Source organism: Streptomyces sp. NPDC002676, assembly GCF_053592455.1.
On record NZ_JBSFVT010000002.1, the window covers coordinates 19,325 to 44,341 of the forward strand.

Sequence of the window (25,017 nt, forward strand, 5' to 3'; positions counted from 1 at the left end):
CCCCTCCCCGGTTGGCCCTAGAAGGTCCTGTCCCACGTGCCATCCGCCGATCAGCGCTGGTGCCGCTCATACACGGTCTTCCACGGACCGATACGCGCAGGCAGATCCCGCCAGGGCACACCCGTGCGCTGCCGGTACAGGATCCCGTTGATGACCCTGCGATGTCTGGCCCACCGGCCGCCGCGCAGGCCTGACTTCGGCAGGTGCGGCTTCAGCCGGACCCACTCCTCATTCGTGAGATCTCCCCGTCCCATGACCGTGCCAACGACACGACCCCCACACAGTCACGAGATCCGCCGGACAGGCCCTAGCTGGCCTCGGCTTCCGCTCGGGCTCGGGTGCTGGCGAGTCGGTAGGAGTCGGTGCCGGTCTCGATGACGGTGCCGTTGAAGGTGATGCGGTCGACGACAGCCGCGCAGAGACGAGGGTCGGTGAACGTCTTCGTCCAGCCAGGAAGCCCACCGGCTCCAGGAGCGCGCGCATCGCGCCGGGATCGTCGTCCGCCATCGCCGGGCGGATGAGAAAGCGCTCCAGCAGCACACCACCGGAGCCGGGGTGCGGCCCCTGCGCCGCCCGCGGCGCGTTACGGTGTTCCGCTCGGCGAAATCTGGAGTAGGACGGCTACCGCGCTCAGCTCGCCGTGAACTCGGGCGGCCGAGTGCTGCTGCGCTCCAGGCAGGGGATGGACATGACAGCGTTCCCCGAGATCCGGACGGTGGAACTCTCGCAGCGGCCGGCGGACACCGGGCTGGACAGGGTTATGTGACCTGTACGGGTGTCTCAGACCCAAGGTGTCTCAGACGGCGCACCTCCGTAGACGAGACGCGTTCGCCGCCGATGTTCGGGGAGCCGAAGAAGGAAATAGGGTCGCGCGGCCGTCGGTGCACCACAGATAACCTGCGCGAATGGAGCGGATTCAGCGTGCCGCTGGCGCGGTCGTCGGCTCAGCGGTGGGTGACGCCCTGGGCGGCCCCTTCGAGTTCGGCCCCCAGGGAGCGTTCTCCGCGCGATTTCCCGCGCCTGGTGCCGGTGGCGAGATGTGCGGAGGCGGTGGCTGGGACCCCGGCGAGGCCACTGACGACACACAGATGGCCGTCCTGGTCGCGGAGTCGCTGCTGGAGCGGCACGGACTGGATCTGCCGGACATCTTCACCCGCTTCCAGCGGTGGGCAGCATCAGAACCGAAGGACATCGGCTTGCAGACCGAAGACGTCCTGACCAACGGCATGCCCTGGGACCTTGCCGCCGCGATCCATTTCCAGGTCAACCAACGAGCAGCTGGAAACGGCTCCTTGATGCGGGCATCGACCTCCGCGGTCCACTTCGCTGCCGCCGGCCAAGAAGCCACCATGGACGCGGCCCGCCGCATCGCTGCCCTCACCCATGGTGACCGCGCAGCCTGGGAAGGCACCGCGATCTTCCACGAACTCATCCGCGTCACGTTCGAGGACACCGACCCCCTCACCGCGCTCCCGGACATCCTGGCTCTCGTCCACCCCGACCACCGCGGCCGCTACGCCACAGTCCTCGCGCCCGACTGGCACCCCGATCAGGCGACCGAGTTCAACGGTGCCGTCTGGCCCTGCCTGGGCTCCGCCGTCTGGGCCCTGCGCACCACCACCAGCTTCGAGGACGCGATACGCGCGGCGATCGACCTCGGCGGTGACACGGACACCGTCGCCGCGGTGACCGGAGGCCTCGCGGGGGCGTACTACGGGCTGGATGCAATCCCCGCCCACTGGACCCAGCCGCTGCATGTCTCCCTCCCAGGCTTCAACGGACGGGTGCTGCACCTGGCCGATCTGCTCCACCTTGCACACCGGCTCGGAGGCTGAACCGGGTCCTCCCAGAATGAACGCCTGACCGTCGCGGACACCTACACGGACGACCTCGGCCACCGGGCCAGCCGCACCGGGCAGCTCTCCAACCAGTCCCGGCTCGTCGCGCAGAGATCCGTGATCACAACACCGCCCCGTCCGCTTCGATCACCACATTGAAGCTCCGCCATCTTGAAGTGGCTGGTCCGCGGGGTGGCGTGACCTCGATTCGGGGTGCTGGTGCTGGTCGTGGGCGGCAGTCTGCGTTGTAGATCGTCCCGCGGGGCGGTTTTGCCGATGAGTTCACCGTCCTCGAACGGTCTACCCAGCGACACGACCGTTCTCGACAGGAGTGCCATGTCCACCATCCAGCCAGTGATCGTGACTGCCGACCTGGACGTTCTGCTCGGCTTCTACAGGAACTTGTTCGGCGCTGAGGAGATCTTCCGGATACCGGCGGAAGGCCCGGCCTTCTACCTCGGCTTGCGCATCGGCGACACCGACCTCGGGCTGGTAGCCAAGGCGAACCCGGGGACTGGGGCGGCGTCGCGGATCCTGCTCAGCATCGGAGTCGACGACGTCGACGAGACGCTCGGCCGGGTGGTCGCGCTGGGCGGCTCGGTCCGCAGCGGCCCCAACGACATGCCGTGGGGACAGCGCGTCGCCCACATCCAGGACCCCGACGGCAACCCGGTGAACCTCACTCAGCCGATCCCGGCCCGGTGACGCTGTTCCGTGGGCATGTGCTGATCGTGGGCTACCTGCGGTAGAGACCAATTTCCGGTAGTGGCCTCGATGTTCGTCAGGACGAGCAACGCGCCAAACAGGTGGGTGGCGCGGGCGGGGTCAGTACGGAGCTTGGTGAGGATCCGCCAGTTCTTCCGGTGGGCAAAGCCGCGTTCGACGGGGACGCGTCCGGCGGCCAGGACCCGGCTGGCCTCCTTCTCGGCGGATGCGAGCCTGCGGACGCGGGTGGCCTTGAAGCCGGTGACGACCACGGGATCGTCCCCGTCATCGTCCCGGCCGAGGAAGCCCAGGTCGGCCAGGGCGCCGAGGCCGGCAGCACGCAGGTGGGCCAGGATGAGGTCGTGGCGGGCGGGGCGGTGGTGTCGTGGGTGCGGCCGGGCCGGGCGGCCGATATCCACACCAGACGGCCTCGCTCGTCGGTCAGCGCGAGGACGTGCAGGCCGTGGTGGCGATGCCGGAGTAGTTCGGGCGGTACGGCGCTGGGTGGGGATGGGGGTGCCGTCGATCAGGACGACCTCGCCGGCCCGTCGGGCGATCTTCTTCAGGGCGCGGTCCAAGCGAGGGGTCTTCGCGGCCAGCAGGTGAGTCAGCTCGTCGTGCCGGCGCCGGATGGTGGTGGCGGAGATGTCGTTGCCGCCGGCCATGTCGGCCAGGCGCTGATCGTGCCGCAGCACGACCAAGACAATCACCGCGATCCTCCCGGACGGCAGCGCCCGCCACCTCGACCGTATCGCTTTGAGATGGCGTCGCAGCAGGTCAGTGAGGTAGTGCAGGGTGTGCGTGGACAGCGGCAGGCGGCACTGGTAGACCAGGGACACAGTGTCCCGGCGTGCTCATGGGGGCCTGGCGGCCTCGTGAGGTTGGGCCGCCCAGAACGGGCACCTGCTCTCCCCCACCGACGCCACCCACAGGGGCCACAAGATCGGCGTCTGGCTCAGGAACGACCGCGCCGTCGCAGGACGTACGCCCGTCGCGAAGGCCAACCGTCGGCGGCGCGGAAGCCGAGGCGGTCGCCCTGCTGGTTTTGACCGGGCGCTCCATATCCGCAGGAACGAAGTTGAGCGGACCATCAACGCACTCAAGGGCTTCCGAGCTGTGGCGACCCGGTACGACAAGAGAGCGTTCGTCTTTCACGTCACGGTCAGCGTCGCCGCGATCCGGCCGTGGGTCCGTTCGTGACAACGAGGAAGGAGAACGAGCTCAGCTTTTGAGCACGATCCACACCGCGACGCCGAGGAAAGTCCCGCTTCCGGCAAGCATGCTGATGTACATGGGCCGGAGGTGCCTCCGGGTGAACACCCTGGCAGTCTCGGGGTGTTCGGGCAGATAGACGACCGGGACATGGGTTCCAAGGTCCGGCCCCAGCCCCGTCCCCGTCGCCACGGGCGTGAACCTGACGGGTCGGCCCTGCCGATTGGTGAACTCGATGACGGGCGTCAAATTATCGTCCGCCGACGCCAGATACTGGTCCACCACCACCCCCTCGGCGTGGACGCCGTACCGACGCAGCCGCGCTGGCAGCCGCGCCTCCGCACACCGCCCCACAGGCACGCCAGGCTCGCCAACACGACACAGAACACGTCACGCGTCGGTCGGGGTGCTGCCGCCATCGATGTTCACGACGACGACGGCGAGGGCGACGGCGAGCACGGCGATCAGGGACCATCTGACGGTCTGCCGCTGGTTCATGACCTCTCCAGGGTGCGAGTGGGGCGGATGTCTCCTCGCCGGCTTACGGAGCGGCCCGGGAACTGGTTCACACCGCCCGCGGCCCGCCCGGTTCGGCGCGCCGTGCGGCGGCGACGGGCACCGCCCGGGTGCCCCCGCGCGGGAGCTCACCGTCGGCCTACGGCTTCCCGGTTCCCGGGCGCCCGCGAAACGGGCACAGACGGGCGAAGTGCGGCAAGGAACGGGCAGGTGACGGGCGACGCCACAGCGGTATAAACGCTCTGGCGGGCCCATTCGGGCGTCCGGTGCCCGAACGGGCAAGGCGCGGAACCTGGGAGTTGGTATGCGGTCAGAAGAACGGCACCACCGACTGCTGACCCTGGCGCGCCAGAAGGGAAGGGTCGAAGTCGCCGACGTCGCGGCGAACTTCGGGGTCGCACCGGAGACCATCAGGCGTGACCTGAGCGAGCTGGAGCGCCGCGGACTCGTACGCCGCACGCACGGCGGCGCCTACCCGGTGGAGAGCGCGGGGTTCGAGACCAACCTGGCCCAGCGGGTCACCTTGCACGTGGAGAACAAGCGCCGGATCGCCGCAGAGGGTGCGAAGCTGCTCGGCGGCGCGGAGACCGTGTTCGTGGACGAGGGCTACACGCCGCAGCTGCTCGCCGCGCTGCTGCCGGCCGACCGCCCGCTGACGGTGGTGACCGCGTCCCTGTCGACGGCCGCGGCGGTCGCGGAGTCCGCCAACCTGACGGTGCTGCTGCTCGGCGGCCGGGTGCGCGCCCGCACGCTGGCGAGCGTGGGCTCCTGGGCCTGCGCCATGCTCTCGGGCTTCGTCATCGACCTCGCCTACCTCGGGTCGAACGGGATCTCGAGGGAGTACGGGCTCACCACGCCCGACCCGGCCGTCGCCGACGTGAAGGCCAAGGCCCTGGAGGTGTCGCGCCGCCGCATCTTCATGGGGCACCACGGGAAGTTCGGCGCCAGCAGCTTCTGTCGCTTCGCCGAGGTCTCCGACTTCGAAACGATCATCACCGACACTGGCCTGTCCGCCGCCGAGGCCCATCGCTACGGGCTGCTCGGTCCCCAGGTCATCAGGGTCTGACGCGGCCCGGCGCCACCCGTCCAGGGGCCGTGACGCGCAAGAGCCCCTGGCCCCGGAAGCGCCGACCGCCTCGCCGACCGCGCCGGAAGCCCCCACCCGCACGTACTGACATGGCCGCAACAACCGGAAGGGCTGATCCGCCATGATGACAACCAGGCGCACCGTGACCGCGGGAGCGGCCGCACTGTGCACCGCCCTGCTCGCCGCCTGCTCCGGCGCGGGTGGCGGAGCAGGCGGCTCGGGATCCCACTCCATCAACGTGCTCATGGTCAACAATCCGCAGATGACGGACCTCCAGAAGCTGACCGCCGAGCACTTCACCAAGTCCACCGGCATCAAAGTCAACTTCACCGTGCTGCCCGAGAACGATGTCCGCGACAAGATCAGCCAGGACTTCGCGAGCCAGGCGAACCAGTACGACGTGGCCACCATCAGCAACTACGAGGTGCCGATCTACTCCAAGAACGGCTGGCTCGCCCCGCTCACCCGGAAGGCGAACGCCGACGCCGCCTTCGACCAGGGCGACGTCCTGCCCGCGATACGCCAGTCCCTCACCGCCGACGGACAGATCTACGCCGAGCCCTTCTACGGCGAGTCGTCCTTCCTCATGTACCGCAAGGACGTCCTCGCCGCCCGGCACCTCACCATGCCCGCCCACCCCACCTGGCGGCAGGTCGCCGGCCTGGCCGCCAAGGCTGACGGGGCGCGGCCCGGCATGAAGGGCATCTGCCTGCGCGGACAGCCGGGTTGGGGCGAAGTCATGGCGCCGCTGACCACGGTCGTGAACACCATGGGCGGCACCTGGTTCGACAAGGACTGGACGGCGCGGGTCGACAACCCCGAGTTCACCCGGGCCACCACCTTCTACGTGAACCTCGTGCGCGCCCATGGCGAGGCGGGCGCCCCGCAGGCCGGCTTCACCGAGTGCCTCAACGACATGACCCAGAGCAAGGTCGCCATGTGGTACGACGCCACCTCGGCCGCCGGAGCGCTGGAGGCCAAGGGCTCGCCCGTCGCGGGCAAGATCGGCTACGCACCCGCCCCGGTCGAGCGCACCAAGAGCTCGGGCTGGCTGTACACGTGGGCCTGGGGAGTGCAGAAGGCCAGCAGCCACCAGGACGACGCCTGGAAGTTCATCTCGTGGGCCTCCGGCAAGGGGTACGAGAACCTCGTGGGCGCGCGGCTCGGCTGGTCCAGGGTACCGGCGGGCAAGCGGACCTCGACATACACGAACCCCAAGTACACAGCTGCGGCGGGCGCGTTCGCGGCGGCCACCAAGGACGCGCTGACCTCCGCCGACCCGCTGCACCCCGGCGTGCAGCCGAGGCCCGCCCCGGGCATCCAGTTCGTCGGCATCCCCGAGTTCACCGATCTCGGCACCAAGGTCTCCCAGGACATCAGCGCCGCCATCGCCGGGAAGACCAGCGTCGCGAGTGCCCTGAAGGACGGCCAGCGGCGCGCCGAGGCGGTCGCCGCCAAGCACAGGGGGCAGTGACATGACCGCCCCGCCCCTCGCCCGCACGGCGCGCGGCGTAACGCTGCAGGAGGCCCGTGCCGCGCGCCGCCCGCGCGGAGCCTGGGCCCGCCGCGCGCCCCTGCTCCCGGCCCTCGTCTTCCTGATCGCCGTCACCCAACTCCCCTTCGTGGGCACACTGGTGATCTCCTTCATGCGCTGGAACGCGCTCGATCCGGGCCACCGGGGCTTCGGCGGCCTCACCAACTACAAGGCGGCCGTCACCGACCCGGACCTGCGCTCGGCGCTCGCGACCACCGTCGTCCTCACGGCCGTCGTGGTCCTGGTCAGCCTCCTGCTGGGCCTCGGTCTCGCGCTGCTCCTGGACCGCCGCTTCCCGGGCCGCGGTGTCGTGCGGACCCTGCTCATCGCCCCGTTCCTGGTTGTTCCCGTGGCCTCGGCGCTGCTGTGGAAGCACGCCCTCTACAACGCCGCGTACGGGTTCATCAACGGCTCCCTGACCTGGCTGTGGCACTTGTTCGGCAGCGACGGCGCACCGCAGCCCGATTGGATGTCCGCGCTGCCGCTGACCGCCGTGGAGGTGTCGCTGATCTGGCAGTGGACGCCGTTCATGATGCTCATCCTGCTGGCCGGGCTTCAAAGCCGGTCGCCGGACGTCGTAGAGGCCGCACGCGTCGACGGCGCGAGCCCCTGGCAGATCTTCCGCCACCTCACCTTCCCGCACCTGCGCCGCTACCTGGAACTCGCCGCCCTGCTCGGCTCCATCTACGTCGTGCAGAACTTCGACGCCGTCTTCACCCTGACCTCCGGCGGCCTCGGCACCGCCAATCTGCCGTACACCGTGTACGAGACCTTCTACCAGGCCCACGACTACGGCCAGGCGTCCGCCGAGGGCGTCCTCGTCGTGGCCTGCACGATGATCATCGCCACCTTCGCGCTGCGCACGGTCTCGTCCCTGTTCAAGGAGGAGATGCGGTGAACGTCCGTCTACGCCAGGGCGTGTGGGGCCTTTTGGCCTGGTTCTGCGGCCTGTTCTTCTTTCTGCCGTTCGCCTGGATGCTGCTCACCTCCCTGCACGGCGAGTCCGACGCGGCGACCAACCCGCCGAGCGTCGCCGCCCCGCTCACGCTGCAGGGCTACCGCGAGTTCTTCGGCGCGAGCACCGGGCTCTCCCCCTGGCCACCCCTCATCAACTCCCTCACGGCGAGTGCCATGTCGACGCTCCTCGTCCTCGCCCTGTCCACCCCCGCCGCGTACGCGCTGTCCATCAAGCCCGTACGCAAATGGACCGACGTCCTGTTCTTCTTCCTCTCGACGAAGATGCTGCCCGCCGTCGCGGGCCTGCTGCCCGTCTACCTGATCGCCAAGAACACGGGGATGCTCGACAACATCTGGCTCCTGGTCATCCTCTACACCTCCATGAACCTGCCGATCGCGGTGTGGATGATGCGCTCGTTCCTCGCCGAGGTCCCCGTCGAGATCCTGGAGGCCGCCTCGCTCGACGGGGCGGGCCTGCCGACCGTGCTGGTGCGCATCGTGGCGCCCGTGGCGGCTCCCGGCATCGCGGCCACCGCCCTCATCTCGTTCATCTTCAGCTGGAACGAGCTGCTGTTCGCACGGGTCCTCACCGGCGTCGTGGCCGGCACCGCGCCCGTCTTCCTCACCGGCTTCGTCACCAGCCAGGGCCTGTTCCTGGCGAAGGTGTGCGCGGCCGCCGTCTGTGTGTCCCTGCCGGTGCTCGTCGCCGGATTCGCCGCCCAGGACAAGCTCGTTCAGGGCCTGTCCCTCGGGGCGGTCAAGTGAACCCCGTAGCGGTCCGTCGCCCCGAAACAGTCCAGTGAACCTCGGAGTGATCACGTGAAAGCAGCCGTCATCAGTGCGCCCGGCGCCGTGTCCGTCGAGACCGTCGAGGACCCCGCGCCCGGCCCCCGGGAGGTGGTGGTCCAGGTCGCCGCGTGCGGCCTGTGCGGCACCGATCTCCACATCCTCCAGGGCGAGTTCGCTCCCCGCCTGCCCGTCGTGCCGGGCCACGAGTTCGCAGGCGAGGTCGTGGCCCTCGGCTCCGAGGTGCGCGAGCTGTCCGTCGACGACCGGGTGGCCGTCGACCCGTCCCTGTACTGCAACGAGTGCCACTACTGCCGCATCGGCCGGAACAACCTGTGCGAGCGGTACGCGGCCATCGGTGTCACCACCTCGGGCGCCGCCGCCGAGTACGTCGTGGCGCCCGCCGCGAACTGCGTGAAGCTGCCCGAGCACGTCCGCACCGAGGACGCCGCCCTCATCGAACCGCTGTCGTGCGCGGTGCGCGGCTACGACGTGCTCAGCGCCCCCATGGCCAGCCACGTGCTGATCTACGGCTCCGGCACGATGGGCCTGATGATGCTGGAGCTCGCCAAGCGCACCGGGGCGGCGACGGTCGACGTGATCGACATCAACCCCGAACGGTTGCTGACCGCACGGGAGTTGGGCTGCACGAACGCGGTCGCGTCGGCCGACGAGGTGGAGCGACCGCGCGGCTGGGACGTCGTCATCGACGCCACCGGCAACGAACGCGCCATCCAGGACGCCATCGGCAGGGTGGCCAGAGGCGGCACCTACCTCCAGTTCGGCGTGGCCGACTACGCGGCGCGGGCCACCATCGAGCCGTACCGCATCTACAACCAGGAGATCACCATCACCGGCTCGATGGCCGTGCTGCACAGCTACGAGCGCGCGGCCGAGCTCTTCGCGGCGGGCGTGCTCGACCCCGAGGTCTTCGTCAGCGACCGCCTGCCGCTGTCCGAGTACGCCGCCGCCCTCGAACGGTTCAAGACCGGCAAGGGCCGCAAGATCCTGGTCACGCCGTGACGGGGCGGGACGCCGTGCTCGTCGTCGGCGAGGCCCTCACCGACGTCCTGGTCACCGGTGACGGAGCCCGCCGGGACCGCCCCGGCGGCGGCCCCGCCAACACCGCCCTGGGACTCGCACGCCTCGGCCACCGGGTGCGACTCGCCACCCGGATCGGCGACGACGCCGCGGGCAGACGGATCCGGGACCATCTCGGGCGCGCGGGGGTCGAGTTGACCCCCGGGTCGGTCGGCGGCCCGCGCACCTCGCGTGCCGTCGCCCGGCTCGGGGCGCGGGGCCTGCCGACGTACGACTTCGACATCACCTGGAGCCCGCGACCCCGGGCGCTGCGGTCCGACGGCACCGGCCCACCGGCGCATCTCCACACCGGGTCCCTGGCCGCGGCCCTGGCCCCCGGCGCCGACCTCGTCCTCGACGCCGTCACCAGGGCGCGCACGGCGGCGACCGTCTCGTACGACCCGAACCTGCGGCCCCCGCTGCTCGGCACCCCGGAGCGGGAACGTCCGCGCGTGGAGCGGCTGGTGGCGCTGAGCGACGTGGTGAAGGCCAGCGCCGAGGACCTGGAGTGGCTCCACCCCGGCCGTGACCCGCGCGACGTGGCCGCCGACTGGGCCGGGGACGGCCCCGCGCTGGTCGTCCTCACGCTCGGCCCCGACGGTGCGCTGGCGTGCTGGCGGCACGGCCGCGCGGAGGTGCCCGGGCGCCCCGTCGACGTGGTGGACACCGTCGGGGCGGGGGACGCGTTCATGGCGGGGCTGCTCAGCGGGCTACTGCGGGCGGGGCTGCTGGGCGCGGTGGGCGGCGGGCCCGAGGCGGCGAGGGACGCCCGCGCCGCGCTGTCCCGCGCGACGGGCTGCGCACGGCTGCCAGGCGCCGTCGCGGACGCGCTCCAACTCGCCACCCACGTCGCCGCATTGACGTGCACGCGGCCCGGCGCCGACCCGCCGACGGCGGCGGAGCTGGTGTAACGGTGTCCCAACTGGCCTTCCACTCATGGCAGGTGACGTGATGCCGGGAACCCGCGCGGCGGCGGGTATTGCTCTCTGCGCGGAGGCGGCGGTGTGTCTGTGGGCCGCCGTCCACGAGCGTCGCGTGCCGGCGCGGCTGCGCCGCCACGGACTGCGCACCTGCGGCACCGTCTACGGACCGAGGTCAGGGACAGGACCGAGGCCGAGCCCGGTCGGCCTCCACCTGCCGGTCGGCAGCCGGGTCCCGGTGGTCTACCTGTCCGAGGACCCCAGGGCTGTCCGGGTGTTCACCACGCGCTACCGCGCCATCCCCGTCCTCATGCTCATGGCCTGCATGACGGCGTTCCTCGGCGCCGCGGTCGGGATCGCGATGTCGCGGTGACCGGCGGAGGAGAAGAATCCTGGACTGGGCCGTGTCGTCAAAGCGTGCATGCCACTGAGCCGATGGCCGCTGCCCTGTCCGGTCAGGGATTCCTCAGGGGCGATATCAGGGGCAGCCCGGAGGTGCCTGAATCGCATACGGCTCTAGCGTCGGTGCAGTGGGGCCCGATCGCCCCGGACCGAGCCCCCGGGGGAAGGCGAAAGAGTGTTCCGGAACAAGAGTTCAGCTACGTCAGCTTCTCCCGGGCAGGTCCCGGCTTCGAGCCTGGCCTCCCTCGGTGCGGCGAGCAATCGCGAGGTCATCCGTCTGTCCGGCGTGCAAAAGACGTACGGCAGTAGCGACAATCGCATCACTGCTCTGGCCAGGGTCAGTCTGTCCTTCCTCACCGGCACCTTCACCGCCATCATGGGCCCGTCGGGCTCGGGCAAGTCGACGCTGCTGCAGTGCGCGGCGGGTCTCGACCGGGTCGACTCGGGCCAGGTCCTCCTCGACGGCGTACTGCTGCACAAGCTCTCCGAGCGCGCCCTGACCGAGCTGCGCCGCGACCAGATGGGCTTCATCTTCCAGTCCTTCAACCTCATCCCGGCGCTGACCGCACGGCAGAACGTGGAGCTGCCGCTGCGGCTGTCCGGGCGCGAGATCGACGCGGCCGTGATCGACCGGGGGCTTGCCGAGGTCGGCCTCGGTGAGCGTGGCGGGCACCGGCCCGCCGAACTCTCCGGCGGCCAGCAGCAGCGGGTCGCCATCGCACGTGCCCTGGTGACCCGGCCGAAGGTGATCTTCGCGGACGAGCCGACCGGCGCGCTGGACTCACGCAGTGCGCGCGATGTCCTGGCGCTGCTGCGCGGTGTCGTGGAGGAGCACGGGCAGACGGTGGTCATGGTGACGCACGACCCGGTGGCCGCCTCGTACGCGCAGCGCGTGGTCTTCCTCGCCGACGGTCAGGTGTCAGGTGAACTGGCCGAGCCGACGGCGGAGTCCGTTGCCCTGCGGATGGCCGCGCTGGAGCCCGGCGGGATCGGGACGCAGCCGTGCTGAAGATCGCCGCAGCCACCCTGCGCCACCGTCTGATGGGGTTCGTGGGCGCCTTCGTCGCTCTCGCGCTCGGTACGACCATGATCGGCATGATGACGCTGACCCTCGCGGCCACCTTCGGCACGCCGCACCCGGGTCCGCAACGGTTCAAGGACGCCTCGGCCGTGGTCGCGCCGCTGGGCTTCGACGGAGACCCGATGAACGCGCCCGCCGTCCTCCCGGCGGATGTGATCGCGAAGGTGACCGCGGCGGGGCATGCCACGCCCGACCGCAGCTTCCCCGTCCATCTCGCCACCCGCTCCTCGGACACCACTGGCCACCCCTGGTCCTCGGCCGCCTACGCGGGCTACCGCCTGGTGGCCGGGCACGCACCGCGCGCGGCGGACGAGATCGTCGTGAGCGGCGGCTCCACGGCGCTGATCGGCCGGCAGACCGAGGTGTCCACGGGCGACGGCGTCCGCCGCTACCAGGTGGTGGGCTTCACCGGCGCACTGTGGTTCGAGAACGCGGTCTTCTTCAGCGACGCGGAGGCGGCGCGCCTGTCCCCCGGTGTCAACGCCCTCGTGACCAGCCAGGACCAGAGCAGGCTGTCCTCGCTCGTGGGCGCCCGCGCCGTGGTCCTCACCGGCGACGACCTGACCCGGATCGATCCCGATGACACCGGCGGGTCCGCGGAACTGGCCAACGCCCAGGCCATGGCGGGCAGTACGACCGGACTGGCCGTGTGCGTCGCGGTCTTCGTCGTCATCGCGACCTTCGCCTTCGCCACCGAGCAGCGCCGCCGCGAACTGGCGCTGCTGCGGCTGGTCGGCGCCGCGCCCGGGCAGGTGCGGCGCATGGTGCTCGGCGAGGCCCTGCTGATCGGCCTGGCCGCTGCGATCACCGGATGCGTGCTCGCGCCGCTCGGGACCGTACCGCTGCGCTCCTGGATGCTCGACCACGACGTCGCCCCGTCGTGGTTCACCATCCCGTTCCATGTCGTGCCGTTGCTGATCTCCTTCGTCATCGGCGTGTTCGCGGCACTGGCCGGCTCGGCCGCGACCCTGCTGCGCGTGTCCCTCATCCGGCCGGTCGAGGTACTGCGCGAGAGCGCGGTGGAGCGCCGCGGGATGGGGCCGGTCCGCTGGCTGCTGGGGATCGGGATGCTGGCCGCGGCGGTCATCGTGGGGATCGGGATCTCCCGGACCACGCCGTACCTCGCGGCCACCGTACGCAAGTACGAGGCGGTGCCGGTTCTCTACGTCGGCGCGGTCACTCTGCTGTCCCCGATCCTGTTGCGTCCGGTCACCAGGCTGCTGATCGGTCCGCTGCGCGGCTCCGCCAAGGCCGGCCCGCTGCTGGTGCGCGAGAACATCCTCACCTCCCGGCGCCGCACGGCCGCCACCGTGGCGCCGATCGTGGTGGCCGTCGGCTTGGTCGGCACGCTGCTGACCATGCAGAAATCCGGTGACGCCGCGGTGCTCGCCCGGCAGCGGCAGGAGATCCACGCGGCGGCCGTGGCCCTGCCCGGCGGGAGCCTGGGGATCGGCGCCACGACACTCGCCCGCCTGGAGGCCGTGCCCGGCGTCCGCGTCACCCCGGTCGCCATGATGAACGTCCGGATCGGCACCGCCAGAGGTGAACAGATCGACTCGCTGACGACGAACGCGGTGCCCGCGAAGGCGCTGGGCGACACGGTCAAGCCGCCCGTGCTCTCCGGATCCCTCGCCTCGCTGCCCGAGAACTTCCTGGTCATCGACCAGCACGCGGCCGAGTCCGACGACCTCTCGGTGGGGGACCACGTGGTCGCCCTGCTGCCGACCGGCCGCCGGGTCCCGACGGTCATCGCGGCCGTCGTCGCCCGCGGCCTGCACGGCGACGACACCTATATATCCTCCGCGCTGACCGGCGCACTGACGACGAGTCAGGTCTACCTCGACTCCGCGACCGGCACCGGCACCGGCACCGGCACCGGCACCGGCACCGGCAGGAAACTCGACACCGCGCAGACGGCCGCGGTGAACCGGGCACTGGCCGGCTCGGGGGCGCACATCATGACGTACGACGCCTACCTCGGGGCGGAGCGTTCGCACGCCGCGCGACAGACGAACAACGCGGCGGTGGTGATCCTGGGGACCGCGCTGGCCTACGCGCTGATCGCGGTCGCCAACACGCTGATCATGGCGATGGCCGGACGGCGGCGGGAGTTCGCCCTGCTCGGGCTCGCCGGTACCGTGCGCGGGCAGATCGTGAGGGTCTGCGCGGCCGAGTCGGCCGTGGCAGTGATCGTGGGCGCCGTGCTCGCCGCCGTGGCAACCGCGCTCGCCGCGGTGACCCAGCACGCCTCGCTGAGCAAGCTCGTGACCGGAGCGCCGACAGTGATCCCGTGGACCCAGATCTGGGGGACCGTCGCGATCTGCGCCCTCGTCGCCGTCGCAACCGCGTCCGGCGCGGCCTGGCGTGCGACCCGCCGCCGGGCGATCGAGGCCGCGGGCATCCGCGAATAGCACACGGCAAGGAACAACTCCGGCCCTCACGTCCCGAGTCCCAGGGAGGGCTGCCCTGGGGGCAGGTTTTGGAGTAGGCGCACCAGGCGATCGCCGCGACCCCGTCGTCGGCGTACTCCGTGGCCAAGGGCTGCCTGCACGCGCTGACCAAGAACCCGGCCCTCGAGCCCGCCGCGCACGGCATCCGCGTCAACGCCGTCGCCCCCGCGGTCGTGCGGACGCCGATCTACGAGGAGTTCATCCCGAAGGCGGAGATGGACTCGGCGCTCGACGGCTTCAACGGCTTCCATCCGCTGGGCCGCACCGGCACCCCGGAGGACATCGCCGACACGGTCGCCTTCCTGCTGTCCGACAAGGCCGACTGGGTCACCGGGGCCATCTGGGACGTCGACGGCGGCGTCATGGCCGACCGCAACTGACCTGGAGCGTACTGCTTGTACACCCCTTCTGGAGGAGCCGCCGCTCACAGCCACCTGGCCGCGCAGGTGGCCGAGGCCAAGGCGCCGGTGCGGGTCGTCGCGGTGGACGCACGACAGCCCGGGAGGGGGGCGGTACGGGTGGATGTGGCGGCGGCCGGGATCTGTGGTGCGGACCTCGGCACTGTCCGTGCCGCCCGTCCCGGCGGCGGATTCCCGATCACGCCGGGACATGAAGTGGCGGGCCGGATCGCCGAGTTGGGGGCGGGCGTGGAGGGCTGAGCTGTCGGTGAGCGGGTGGCCGTCGGCTGGTTCGGGGGCAGCTGCGGGCACTGCACGGCCTGCCGCTGCGGGGACGTCGTCCGCTGCCCCCAGCGGCAGATCCCCGGCCTGTCCTACCCGGGCGGCTGGTCCACCACGATCACCGTGCCGGCCACAGCGCTCGTACGGCTCCCCGAGCCACTGCCCTTCGCCGAGGCCGCGCCCTTCGAATGCGCGGGGGTGACGACGTTCAACGCGCTGCGCCACTCGGGCGCCGAGCCCGGCGACCGGGTCGCCGTCCTGGGTATCGGCGGGCTCGGGCACCTGGCCGTGCAGTTCGCGGCGGCCATGGGCTTTGAGACCGTGGCGATCGCGCGGGGCGAGGCGAAGCGGGACATCGCCCGCAAGCTGGGGGCGCACCGCTACATCGACTCCACGCAGCAGGCACCAGGCGAGGCACTGCGCGGATGGGCAGCGCCCGGCTCATCCTCTCCACCGCTGCCAGCAGCGCAGCCCTGGCGGAGCTGGTCGACGGCCTCGCCGCGCACGGCCGGCTCATCCTTATCGGCATCGACGGCGCCCCGCTCCAGCTGCCGCTGGGCCAACTCGTCATGAACGCCCAGAGCATCACCGGCCACCTGACCGGCAGTCCCGCCGACACCGAGCAGGCCATGCGCTTCGCCGTCGCGAGCGGCGTCCGCCCCTGGGTGCAGACCGTCCCGCTGGAGAAGGTGCAGCAGGCCGTCGACACGGTGCGCGAAGGACGCGCCCGATTCCGAACGGTACTCACCACCGGCGTCTTTGCGCATGACGTACACAGAGAGAAAGGGACGGACGATGTCTCGGCAGGAAACCCGCGACGTCGTCGTGGTCGGCGCCGGGATCAGTGGTCTCGCCGCCGCCACAGCGCTGACCGCCGCAGGACACGAGACCGTGGTCCTCGAGGCCCGCGACCGGGTAGGCGGCCGCGTGCTGAGCATCTCCGCCGAAGGCGGCTCGATGGACCTGGGGGCAAGCTGGTTCTGGGACAACGAGCGGCTGTTCGCACAGCTCTCGAAGGAGCTCGGCGTCGAGTCCTTCGCCCACCGCCTCGAAGGCGACACGATGCTGCAGACCGCCGAAGGAGTTCAGCGCTACTCGGGCAACCTGGTCGAAGGTCCGTCCCGCCGCTTCGTGAACGGCATGGCCTGCCTCACCCACGGCATGGCAGCCCGCCTCCCCGACCGGGCGCTGCACCTGAACACCCCGGCGACCGCGATCCGCCGCGCCGCCGACGGGCGGGGCCTTGAGGTGCACACCGCGGACTCGGTCCTGCGCGCCGACCACGTGGTGCTCTCCGTACCCCCGGCGCTGGCCGTCGCCCGGATCGACTTCGACGGCCAACTCCCAACGGATCTGGCCGAGTTGGCCCGCTTCACCCCCGTGTGGATGGGTGCCGTCGTCAAGGTCCTCGCCCGCTACCCGCGCCCCTTCTGGCACGAGGCGGGGCTCGCGGGCGCGGGCGTGAGCCGCGTCGGCCCGCTGCAGGAAGTGCACGACATCTCCGGGCCCGACGGCACACCCACCGTGCTGTTCGGCTTCGCCCCGACCCGGCTCGCCGGCCCTCCCGGCTTCGAGGACAAGGTCCGCGCGCAACTCGCAGCCATGTACGGCCCAGAGGCCGGCGCACCGTCCTCGCTGCTCGTTCAGGACTGGGGCCAGAAGGAATGGACCTCCCCCGAGGATGTACACCGCCTGACCACCTACCAGCTGTTCGGCCATGACCTCTACCAGCAGCCCGCCCTGGACGGACGCCTGCACTGGGCTTCACCGAGACGGCGCCGGACTTCGCTGGACACGTGGAAGGCGCCCTCGCCGCGGCCGGGCGAGCAACGCACGCGATCCTGACCGGCTGAAACCCCACACGCCCACACCTGAGAAGGGCGACCGCATGCACCGCATCGACTGCAGCCTGCACGCACTCCACCAGGTCTCCAAAGAGGGCACCACTGCATTACGCCGGAAACGTGCCCGAGGCAGGCCGTTCGGCGAGTTGCTCGCGGCTACTGCGCTGAACCGCCAGCGGGTGTGGGGCGGAAGGTGCGGCGGTATGCCTGCGGTGTGACTCCGATGGCGCCATGAAGGTGATGGCGCAGGGAGACACCGGTGCCGAATCCGGCGCGGTTGGCGATCAGGTCGATGGGCCAATCAGTGGTCTCCAGCAGGTGCCGGGCCAGGTCGACGCGCTGGCGGATGAGCCACTGGCCGGGGCTGGTGCCGACCTCGTCGCGAAAGCGGCGGGTGAAGGTACGCACACTGACGTTGGCGTGGGCGGCCATGTCAGCCAGCGTGATGGGTTCAGCGAGACGCTCCATGACCCAGACCTGTGTGGCGGCGGTGCCGCGGGCAGAGGGGTCAGGGACGGGGCTCTGGATGTACTGGGCCTGGCCGCCGTCGCGCCAGGGCGGTACGACGCAGGAGCGGGCGACCTCATTGGCGATGTCGCTGCCGTGGTCGCGGCGGACGATGTGCAGGCACAGGTCGATACCGGCGGCTACCCCGGCGGAGGTGAGGATTTCACCGTCGTCGATGAAGAGGACGCCGGGGTCGATACGCGCGGAGGTGAACATGCGCTGCAGGCGGTCGGCCTCGCGCCAGTGCGTGGTGGCGGGGCGGCCGTCGAGCAGTCCGGCAGCGGCCAGCACATACGTGCCGGTACAGATCGCCACGAGCCGGGTCCCGGGCCGGATAGCAGCCAGGGCCTCGCGCAGAGTGCCGGGCAGGCGGCCCTCCTCGCGGATGGGGCCCAGCGCGTGAGTGGGCGGGATGACGACGGTGGCGACGGTGGCCAGCAGGGAGGCATCGTGGGAGACGGTCAGCTGGTAGTCGGCTTCGGTTCGGACGGGGCGGCCGTCCAAGCTGCATGTGGTCACGGAGTAGAGCCGGTTGCCCGTGGCGTCGCGGGCGGCGCCGAAGATCCGCGCGGGGATGCCGAGCTCGAAGGGGACGACGCCATCCAGGGCCAGAACGCCGACGTGGTGCATGGCCTGATCCTTTCATTCCGCGACCATCAGGCCACTACTGGGAGGCTGTCGACCGCGGGAGTCTGAAGGCGTGCCCGGGAGAACCGGCACACGCCTCATGAAACCCACTGCCTGAAAAGAGCACGTCATATGGACCAGGCCACTACTTCCACGACAATGCGCGCCATCTCCCAGAACATCGCCGGGGCACCGGACGTCCTCAAGATCGTCGATACGCAACGGCCGGTCCCAGCCCGGGGCGAGATCCTGGTCCGAGTGCACGCGGCGGGCGTGAACCCGGCTGACTGGAAGACTCGTGAGCGGGGGGTGTTCGCCAACGGCGCCATGCCGCCGTTCACGCTCGGCTTCGACGTCGCTGGGGTGGTCGAGGCGGTCGGCGACGGGGTGACACTGTTCCAGGCCGGCGACGAGGTGTTCGGGATGCCGCGCTTCCCGCATCCGGCCGGTGCCTATGCCGAGTATGTCGCGGCCCCGGCCCGACACTTCGCCCCGCGTCCCCAGGGCCTGACCCACATCCAGGCCGCCGCCCTGCCGCTGGCCTCGCTGACCGCCTGGCAGGCCCTGGTGGACACCGCGAACGTGCTGCCCGGCCAGCGCGTCCTGATCCACGCGGCCGCCGGAGGAGTCGGTCATCTGGCCGTGCAGATCGCCAAGGCCCGCGGCGCGTACGTCATCGGCACGGCCACCGCCTCCAAGCACGAACTGCTGCGCTCGCTCGGCGCCGACGAGCTGATCGACTACCGCACTCAGGACTATGCCGAGAGCCTCCGCGACGTCGATGTCGCCTTGGATTCCCTCGGCGGCCCCAACTGGGCCCGGTCCCTTCGAACACTGCGGCCGGGCGGCACGCTGGTCTCGATCCTGCCGCTGGACGACACCTTCCCCGCCAAGGAGGCCGAAGCGGCCGGAGTGCGGGCGGTGTTCATGCTTGTCGAGCCCGGCCATGCGGGGTTGCGCGAGATCGCTTCCCTGGTCGAGGACGGACGCCTGCGTGTTGTCGTCGACGAGATCTTCCCCCTCGAAGAAGCGGCGCGGGCCCACACATTGGGTGAGACCGGCCGCACCACCGGCAAGATCGTCCTCGCCGTCGCCCCCTGACCCACCCCGCTGCTTCCATCGGACAGATCCCGCCAAGGCGGGCTTGACCGGCCCAGGTTGCCAGGAGTCATGGCGGTGCTCGTGCATGTGTGAGACCGACGTGCGGCGGCGGGCGAGTCGTCTGCAACCGGACGAACAGCGCCTGGCTGAACTGCCCACCTGGGCGCCCACCGTCAGAGCGGTCTGCTACCGCGCCGGGCACCGGCCCACTCCCGGCCGAGTGAGCCCGTGACTGCGATCCGGTAGCCCGATGGTTCTACGTCCTCCTGGCGCACGGCGCGGCTGCCGTCCCACGACCGCATCAGCGCATCAGCATGGTCAGACAGCCCTGACGTCACAAGTGGAGGCTTCCCTTTGCGCTGGAGGAGCACGGGCCTGTTGGCGGTCGCCTGCGCTGTCTGCCTGGCCGCCTGCAGCACCCTCGGCGAACGGGAAGCGGCCGCGTCCCGAGCAGCCCTGCGTTTCGAGGAGAACATCCAGCGCGCCAACGGGACACGCGCCTGCGCGGCTCTGGCCCCGGAAACCCGGCAGGAACTCGAGCAGTCCGCCAAGGCCCCGTGTGCCCAGGCCCTACTCGAAGAGCAGCTGTCCTACGGGGGCTCGGTGCGCGAGGTGCAGGTGTACGGACGGCAAGCACAGGTGGTCCTCAGCACCGACACCCTGTTCCTGTCGGTCTTCCCCGCCGGCTGGAAGGTCACCGCGGCAGGCTGCATGCCGCGCCCGCAGCAGCCGTACCAGTGCAAGATCAAAGGGGGGTGAGTGAAGGATGCGGACCCTTTTCACACTTCTGCTGCTGACAGTCGGCGCCGGTCTCAGCTATTTCACCGCCGTGGGGCTGATGCACCGATGAGCCGCCTGACCCGGTTCGTGAAGCACAACGGCCTGACCCTGGCCTTCGGCATCGGCTTCCTGCTCACCCTCGCCGGCCAAGCCGTCTCCGGCCACGCCGACTTCAACAACCAGCTCGTCACCGACGGTCTGCAGCCGATCGGCTTCCTCCCCTACCTCGCGACCTCCGACTTCGCCGTGGACGTCACCGAGAACTGGCAGTCGGAGTACCTCCAGTTCTTCCTCTACATCTTCGGCACCGTCTGGCTCCTCCAGCGCGGCTCGCCCGAGTCCAAGAAACTGGACAAGGCCGGCGTGGAAAGCGACCGCGAACAGAAGGTCGGCGACCACGCCGGCCCGACCTCACCCCGCTGGGCAGCCGACAGGGGATGGCGGCAAACGCTGTACTCCCGCTCCCTGGGCCTCGTCATGTGCGCCATCTTCGCGTGGTCATGGCTGGCCCAGTCCATCACCGGTACGGCCGCCTACAACGAGCAACACCTGCGCCAGCTCCAAGCACCCGTCTCCTGGCCGCAGTACCTGGGCTCCGCCGACTTCTGGAACCGCACCCTGCAGAACTGGCAGTCAGAACTCCTGGCCGTTGCCTCGATGGCCATCCTCTCGGTCTACCTGCGCCAACGCGGATCCCCCGAGTCCAAGCCCGTGGGTGCCGCACACACCTCCACCGGAGTCGAAGGCTGACGACCCCGCCCACCCGGCCACGTCAGTAGCCATGGGCCAGGTCGGGTGAGGCGAAGGGCGCCAGCAAAACCGCTGATCAGGTACACCAGGGCGCGGGTGCTGCCCGGGCTGATCCGGGGCGACCGGGAACTCGGACTCTGCCTCCCGTGCCGTGGCGGGGGTGAGGACAGTGACACGACAAGACGGTGAGCTGCCGGTCGCCGCTCGCCACCGCTCGCCGATTGGGAGCCCGGAGCAGCGGTTGGCTCTCTGGATGCTGGCGAGCACGTCGATCGCAGGGCGATCGTGCGGATCCTGGAGGCCCGGCTCGACCACTTGTGTCCAAGGGCCCACCGCCTCGCGTCACGATCGACGACCAAGGATTCTTCCGCAAGGCTCAGGCCGACAGCCGCAAGGGCGCCGGAACGGGCAAAGAGCTGCTGCGAAGCCGCCTTGCCGACTGAACCAGCACGTCACGTCGGGGCTGGCCCGCCCGCCGCTTCATCACCTTCGTCGTTCAGGGCTCCGGCTTCAGCCAGTGTGGCCGTGGGCGAGCGGTCGTACGGCCCTGCTTCGACGGGACGGCGGGGCTTTGGGCGGCCCTCAACCACCGCGCCCTGGCCGGGGCCGCCGCTGATGTGCTGCCCGGTCGCCCCAGCCTGTCATCGGGCGAGGTCGGGCAGCACGCTGGTGGCCATCGCGGCGGTGGTGGCGGCCCGTGGGATGGCCCCTGAACCGGCCGTGTGCCGCCGCAGCAGGCCCGCCACCGCATGGCGGGGATGCGGCTGCTGTCTGCGGCTGCCACCGTATGGGTGAGGCGTGGTTCCCAGGGAATGCATCGGAATCGAGGCGGCCATGATCATGGCGGACCCTTCGCTCTTGCGGGAGCTGGTCGAACGATGTGAAACGCTCAGGTGGCACGTGGCCGTCGGCGCCAGCACCGAGGACGCTCGTCGGCTTGAGGACGCGACCTACACCCTGTGTGTCATCACCGGCACCCGCCAACTGGACGCGGCGTTGTCTGTCGCGCGTCAGCAGATGGCCGGGGCCAGGAGTGGAGCGGAACCCGTCCGCGGCTGAGCGTTAAGGACTGACGGTCCAATCCGAGGTGCTCGGAAACCTACGCCGGGCGGCTCCGGCTGAGAGGGTCCTCAGATTCCGCTTCTTCCCACGTCGAAGGGATCACGGCAGTTCGGCGCCGTCGACACTGAGCAGATCCATGAGCTGGGGCCGGTGCAGGCCGGCGACGGTTTCGAGCAGGTCAGGATGGCGGAGCAGGACGGCGGCTTCGGAATCCCGGTCGCCGGGGTCGGTCAGCCGCTGCAGGCAACCAGCCTCGCCATGATGCTCGGTTTCCTTGAGGGCTTGATGGGCACGCGTGGCCAGGGCGGTATCGGCCAGGAGGCAGGCTGCCCAGCTGACGACGGTCTCGTCGACCCACGTCCGCCAGGCGGTGTCGTCTGGGTGCGGATCGCCTCCGGCGAGCCAGTCCAGGCGGTGAGATCCACTGGGTGCGAGCAGGTGAAGCAGCTGTACGTCGAGGGTGGTGGGGTAACGCAGGGCGGCGGCGAGTGCGGCGGCCTGCCGTGCCTGGGCCTCGGCCAGCGCCCGGCTTAGCGCGCCCGCGGGCGCGGGGTAGGCGGACAGGAGCCAGCGAGCGGAGGCCGCTATGACAGATGTCAGATCGTTGGGCACGGCGGTCGGTCCCTTGGGAGCGTGCTCGCCTGTGTCCGGCTGATCGGTTCTGCGAGCGATTTTCGCGGAGCTGCTCTGCCCCGCTCGTGGCCCTACAGCGTAGGCAACCGATCTGGATGACGGAATGGTCTGCATCACAGGGTGCGCGTGTAGCGGGCCGGGGCTGGACCAAACATGAGCGGTCCAGCCCCGGAGCTGGCTCGTTTCGCCGCGCGTTACCCTCGGGGGTTCAGGACCTGCCGCGGCCGGTGACGAAGTCGCGGGCCCGGTCCACCAGGCCGGCCCCCGGGGCGAGGAGCTTGTTCGCGGGCGGGGTCTGAGGAGCGGAGGGGTGCGGACGGGTCGGCGCCATGGCCTTGGCCCGGCGGACCTTGTCCCCAAGCTCATCGAGCGCCTCGGAAGAACACGCCTGGCGCAGCATCGGGAAGAGGTTGTTCTCCTCGTCCTGGACATGGGCGGTCACCTCGTCCATGAGCTGCTGCAACAGCAGCATCATCTGAGGATCGCCGGCGTCCGTCTTCTCCAGCTGCTTGAGGAGCTTCTCGACCCGGCCGTGGTCCGCGATCTCCTTGTCCGCGAGCCGGTCACCACCCTCGACGTGCTCGCGCACCGCCGGGTACAGGTACTCCTCCTCGGCGACCGAGTGACGGACCAGCTCGATGGTGACCTCATCCACGAGATCACGCAGTTCCTGCCCCCTGGTCATCGCCTCCATCCGGCCGAACATCTCCTCGACCTCCCGATGGTCGGCCATCAGCTCCTCGATCACATTTCCGCCATGCCCCATCGCCTGTCCGCCTCTCGCTGGTCGTGTCAAGGCTGGGTCCGTCCCGCCCAGCAGACAGTGATTCCCGCCCAGGACTGACGGTGTGCGCGGCTTTGCGCGTGGTCCGTCCAGTCGGACGCAGAGGCATCACTCAGAGGCTGCAGCGCGACGCTCTCCCGCAGGTCCTCGACGACGCCCTGCTACGGGAAAGCGCCACGTGCCTCGCTCGGCCGGCAAAGCCCGGCTCACCCCCTATCAGCGGCCGAGCGCGTTCTCCAGCTGCCGCTTGGTCATCTGCGAGCGGCCGTGGATGTTGCGCTTCTTCGCCTCCTCGTACAGCTGGTCCTTCGTGGGCCCCTCCGAGCCGCTGTGCGAACGCTGCCCACCACGCTGGAACGCCGACTTCGGATCACGGTGGAGGACTTGCTGGCGGACTTCGACTCGCCCGACCTCGCCCGCTCCTTGTTCACCGTCCGCGCGGCGATCTCCTTGGCCCGCTTGGTCGACTCGCCACGGTCCTGAGCGCTCTCCTTGATGTGTTCGTACTGCCGCTCTCGCTTGGAACTCGATCCGGCCGGCATGGCTTCTCTGCCTTTCCTGCACATGGCGGCCGAGCATGCCGCGGATCAGCTGGAGGTTGTTGACCTGGCAGGCGGCGGCGGTGGCCTGGTGGGACTGGTAGACGCCCTGGAGCACGGTGGACAACAGCCGCTCGGCACCACCGAGGATCTCCGCTGCCTCGCCGATCTTCCGGGCCGGTACGTCGCAGATGCGGGCGGCCCAGGCCGGGGTCGTGTCGGCGACGTGCTCGACGAGTTCCTCGAAGCCCACGGTGTGCGCCTCGACGAAGTCGCGGTCTATCCGGCCGGTCCGGATGATCTCGTGCAGCAGAGAGTTGAGAAGGGCCACGTTGGTGCCGGCGCGGGGCGCCAGATGGACGGCCGCGCGGCGGGTCACCAGGGTGGGGCGCGGGTCGACACACACGAGACGGGGCGGATCGGGGCCCTCCAGGCGGTCCAGAACACGCATCCACAGCACGGACTGTCTCGGCCATGTTGCGCCCGAAACAGGGCAATGACGTCGGCGTGGTCGATGTCCGTGTAGGAAGCGGGCTGGCCATCGCAGCCGAAGGTCTCCTTGAGCGCCTCGGCCGCGGTGGCGGTGCACAGGCGGGTGTTGCCGTCGAGGTGGTTGGTGCCGATCCCCGCGCGAGTGATCACCGACAGCGTGTAGTAGTCCTCCAGCAACAGCTGGCCGGTGGTGTAGAAGCCGATCGAACCGGGACCGCTCTCATCCAGCAGTTCCCGGGTCCGGGCGGCGATCCGGTCCATGGCGGTGTCCCAGCCGCAGGGAACCAGACGCCCGCCGTCCCGGACCAGCGGAGTGGTCAGCCGGTCCCTGGCATGGTTGGCCTGCCAGCCGAACAGATCCTTCGGCCCGAGTCGACCACGATTCACCCGATCACCGGGCCGTCCGCGCACCCCGACGATCCGGCCGTCGGCGACCGCGACATCCATCGCGTCCCCGTTGGAATGAAGCAGCGAAGCCGTCAGAACCCATCGCTCGACCGCGTCGGCCGTGACACCGGGTTCGAGATACGAGTCGACCCGCACCGGCCAGTCTCCACCACGGTCGTAGGGGGTGCGCTCGCCCCAGGGCCGCGCGATCCGGTCCACCTCGGACTCCACCGGCCTCATCCTTTCAGCGCCCGAGGGCGTCC

23 protein-coding genes and 6 pseudogenes are annotated in these 25,017 nt (G+C 70.3%); 20 read left to right on the forward strand and 9 right to left on the reverse strand.

Features of this window, described 5'->3' with window-relative positions; all coding sequences use genetic code 11:
* Window positions 1-53: 53 nt before the first annotated feature.
* Window positions 54-254, reverse strand: a pseudogene (locus ACWD3E_RS07125) (transposase); the annotation flags it as partial.
* 53 nt (window positions 255-307) lie between these two features.
* A pseudogene (locus tag ACWD3E_RS07130) lies at window positions 308-451 on the reverse strand (ATP-binding protein); the annotation flags it as partial.
* Window positions 452-905: 454 nt separating this feature from the next.
* Here ACWD3E_RS07130 and ACWD3E_RS07135 point away from each other — a divergent pair.
* Window positions 906-1,835 (forward strand): ADP-ribosylglycohydrolase family protein, encoded by a 930-nt coding sequence (locus ACWD3E_RS07135; protein ID WP_451386540.1) that lies wholly within the window; start codon window positions 906-908, stop codon window positions 1,833-1,835.
* A gap of 339 nt (window positions 1,836-2,174) precedes the next feature.
* Entirely contained in the window at window positions 2,175-2,543 is a 369-nt protein-coding gene (locus ACWD3E_RS07140) for a VOC family protein (protein WP_451386541.1), read from the forward strand.
* On the opposite strand, the gene ACWD3E_RS07145 is transcribed toward ACWD3E_RS07140, so the two are convergent.
* Entirely contained in the window at window positions 2,522-3,253 is a 732-nt protein-coding gene (locus ACWD3E_RS07145; RefSeq protein ID WP_451386542.1) for a transposase family protein, read from the reverse strand. The two genes, ACWD3E_RS07140 and ACWD3E_RS07145, sit on opposite strands and share 22 nt — an antisense overlap.
* A gap of 286 nt (window positions 3,254-3,539) precedes the next feature.
* Between ACWD3E_RS07145 and ACWD3E_RS07150 the strand changes: the two are divergent.
* Window positions 3,540-3,743 (forward strand): annotated as a pseudogene (locus ACWD3E_RS07150) (IS5/IS1182 family transposase); the annotation flags it as partial.
* Window positions 3,744-3,764: 21 nt separating this feature from the next.
* Here the strand turns inward: ACWD3E_RS07150 and ACWD3E_RS07155 are convergent.
* Complete coding sequence (locus ACWD3E_RS07155) at window positions 3,765-4,037, reverse strand: hypothetical protein (protein ID WP_451386543.1); 273 nt, start codon at window positions 4,035-4,037, stop codon at window positions 3,765-3,767.
* A gap of 538 nt (window positions 4,038-4,575) precedes the next feature.
* Here ACWD3E_RS07155 and ACWD3E_RS07160 point away from each other — a divergent pair.
* From ACWD3E_RS07160 to ACWD3E_RS07220, 13 genes and pseudogenes are all read left to right on the forward strand, one after another.
* The gene (locus tag ACWD3E_RS07160) at window positions 4,576-5,337 is read left to right on the forward strand and encodes a DeoR/GlpR family DNA-binding transcription regulator (RefSeq protein ID WP_451386544.1); all 762 of its coding nucleotides are present in this window, start codon (window positions 4,576-4,578) and stop codon (window positions 5,335-5,337) included.
* A 142-nt stretch (window positions 5,338-5,479) separates the two neighbouring features.
* Window positions 5,480-6,832 carry an ABC transporter substrate-binding protein gene (locus ACWD3E_RS07165; RefSeq protein ID WP_451386545.1) on the forward strand — a complete coding sequence of 451 codons (1,353 nt, stop codon included), beginning with the start codon at window positions 5,480-5,482 and terminating at the stop codon, window positions 6,830-6,832.
* 1 nt (window position 6,833) lies between these two features.
* Entirely contained in the window at window positions 6,834-7,790 is a 957-nt protein-coding gene (locus tag ACWD3E_RS07170) for a carbohydrate ABC transporter permease (protein WP_451386546.1), read from the forward strand.
* A complete protein-coding gene (locus ACWD3E_RS07175; protein ID WP_451386547.1) occupies window positions 7,787-8,614 on the forward strand; it encodes a carbohydrate ABC transporter permease in 828 nt (275 codons plus the stop codon). Before ACWD3E_RS07170 ends, ACWD3E_RS07175 begins: the two co-directional genes overlap by 4 nt.
* Before the next feature lie 54 nt (window positions 8,615-8,668).
* Complete coding sequence (locus tag ACWD3E_RS07180; RefSeq protein ID WP_451386548.1) at window positions 8,669-9,658, forward strand: zinc-dependent alcohol dehydrogenase family protein; 990 nt, start codon at window positions 8,669-8,671, stop codon at window positions 9,656-9,658.
* A complete protein-coding gene (locus ACWD3E_RS07185) occupies window positions 9,655-10,626 on the forward strand; it encodes a carbohydrate kinase family protein (RefSeq protein WP_451386549.1) in 972 nt (323 codons plus the stop codon). Before ACWD3E_RS07180 ends, ACWD3E_RS07185 begins: the two co-directional genes overlap by 4 nt.
* Before the next feature lie 25 nt (window positions 10,627-10,651).
* Window positions 10,652-11,008, forward strand: a complete 357-nt coding sequence (locus ACWD3E_RS07190) for a hypothetical protein (protein WP_451386550.1) — start codon at window positions 10,652-10,654, stop codon at window positions 11,006-11,008.
* A gap of 315 nt (window positions 11,009-11,323) precedes the next feature.
* Window positions 11,324-12,046 carry an ABC transporter ATP-binding protein gene (locus tag ACWD3E_RS07195; protein ID WP_451386551.1) on the forward strand — a complete coding sequence of 241 codons (723 nt, stop codon included), beginning with the start codon at window positions 11,324-11,326 and terminating at the stop codon, window positions 12,044-12,046.
* Complete coding sequence (locus ACWD3E_RS07200) at window positions 12,040-14,529, forward strand: FtsX-like permease family protein (RefSeq protein WP_451386552.1); 2,490 nt, start codon at window positions 12,040-12,042, stop codon at window positions 14,527-14,529. The genes ACWD3E_RS07195 and ACWD3E_RS07200 overlap by 7 nt, the downstream gene beginning before the upstream one ends.
* Window positions 14,530-14,618: 89 nt before the next feature.
* The gene (locus ACWD3E_RS07205; protein WP_451387104.1) at window positions 14,619-14,948 is read left to right on the forward strand and encodes an SDR family NAD(P)-dependent oxidoreductase; all 330 of its coding nucleotides are present in this window, start codon (window positions 14,619-14,621) and stop codon (window positions 14,946-14,948) included.
* 138 nt (window positions 14,949-15,086) lie between these two features.
* Window positions 15,087-15,344 (forward strand): annotated as a pseudogene (locus tag ACWD3E_RS07210) (alcohol dehydrogenase catalytic domain-containing protein); the annotation flags it as partial.
* A 210-nt stretch (window positions 15,345-15,554) separates the two neighbouring features.
* Window positions 15,555-15,821: a hypothetical protein gene (locus ACWD3E_RS07215; RefSeq protein ID WP_451387105.1), complete on the forward strand. Its 267-nt coding sequence runs from the start codon at window positions 15,555-15,557 to the stop codon at window positions 15,819-15,821.
* 222 nt (window positions 15,822-16,043) lie between these two features.
* Window positions 16,044-17,093 carry a flavin monoamine oxidase family protein gene (locus tag ACWD3E_RS07220; RefSeq protein WP_451386553.1) on the forward strand — a complete coding sequence of 350 codons (1,050 nt, stop codon included), beginning with the start codon at window positions 16,044-16,046 and terminating at the stop codon, window positions 17,091-17,093.
* A 155-nt stretch (window positions 17,094-17,248) separates the two neighbouring features.
* Here ACWD3E_RS07220 and ACWD3E_RS07225 read toward each other — a convergent pair whose 3' ends face one another.
* On the reverse strand, window positions 17,249-18,229 hold the full coding sequence (locus ACWD3E_RS07225; protein ID WP_451386554.1) for a GlxA family transcriptional regulator: 981 nt from the start codon (window positions 18,227-18,229) through the stop codon (window positions 17,249-17,251).
* Window positions 18,230-18,358: 129 nt separating this feature from the next.
* Between ACWD3E_RS07225 and ACWD3E_RS07230 the strand changes: the two genes are divergently transcribed.
* From ACWD3E_RS07230 to ACWD3E_RS07245, 4 genes are all read left to right on the forward strand, one after another.
* The gene (locus ACWD3E_RS07230; protein WP_451386555.1) at window positions 18,359-19,327 is read left to right on the forward strand and encodes an NADP-dependent oxidoreductase; all 969 of its coding nucleotides are present in this window, start codon (window positions 18,359-18,361) and stop codon (window positions 19,325-19,327) included.
* Window positions 19,328-19,705: 378 nt separating this feature from the next.
* A complete protein-coding gene (locus ACWD3E_RS07235; protein WP_451386556.1) occupies window positions 19,706-20,086 on the forward strand; it encodes a hypothetical protein in 381 nt (126 codons plus the stop codon).
* 87 nt (window positions 20,087-20,173) lie between these two features.
* Window positions 20,174-20,857: a DUF6766 family protein gene (locus tag ACWD3E_RS07240; protein WP_451386557.1), complete on the forward strand. Its 684-nt coding sequence runs from the start codon at window positions 20,174-20,176 to the stop codon at window positions 20,855-20,857.
* A gap of 840 nt (window positions 20,858-21,697) precedes the next feature.
* On the forward strand, window positions 21,698-21,916 hold the full coding sequence (locus ACWD3E_RS07245) for a DUF5133 domain-containing protein (protein WP_451386558.1): 219 nt from the start codon (window positions 21,698-21,700) through the stop codon (window positions 21,914-21,916).
* A gap of 102 nt (window positions 21,917-22,018) precedes the next feature.
* Here ACWD3E_RS07245 and ACWD3E_RS07250 read toward each other — a convergent pair whose 3' ends face one another.
* The 4 genes and pseudogenes from ACWD3E_RS07250 to ACWD3E_RS07265 form a co-directional block, all read right to left on the reverse strand.
* A complete protein-coding gene (locus ACWD3E_RS07250; protein ID WP_451386559.1) occupies window positions 22,019-22,531 on the reverse strand; it encodes a hypothetical protein in 513 nt (170 codons plus the stop codon).
* Window positions 22,532-22,760: 229 nt separating this feature from the next.
* Window positions 22,761-23,318: a hemerythrin domain-containing protein gene (locus ACWD3E_RS07255; protein WP_451386560.1), complete on the reverse strand. Its 558-nt coding sequence runs from the start codon at window positions 23,316-23,318 to the stop codon at window positions 22,761-22,763.
* 234 nt (window positions 23,319-23,552) lie between these two features.
* Window positions 23,553-23,878: pseudogene (locus ACWD3E_RS07260) on the reverse strand (plasmid stabilization protein).
* A gap of 25 nt (window positions 23,879-23,903) precedes the next feature.
* Window positions 23,904-24,985 (reverse strand): annotated as a pseudogene (locus ACWD3E_RS07265) (molybdopterin-dependent oxidoreductase); the annotation flags it as partial.
* Window positions 24,986-25,017 lie beyond the last annotated feature (32 nt).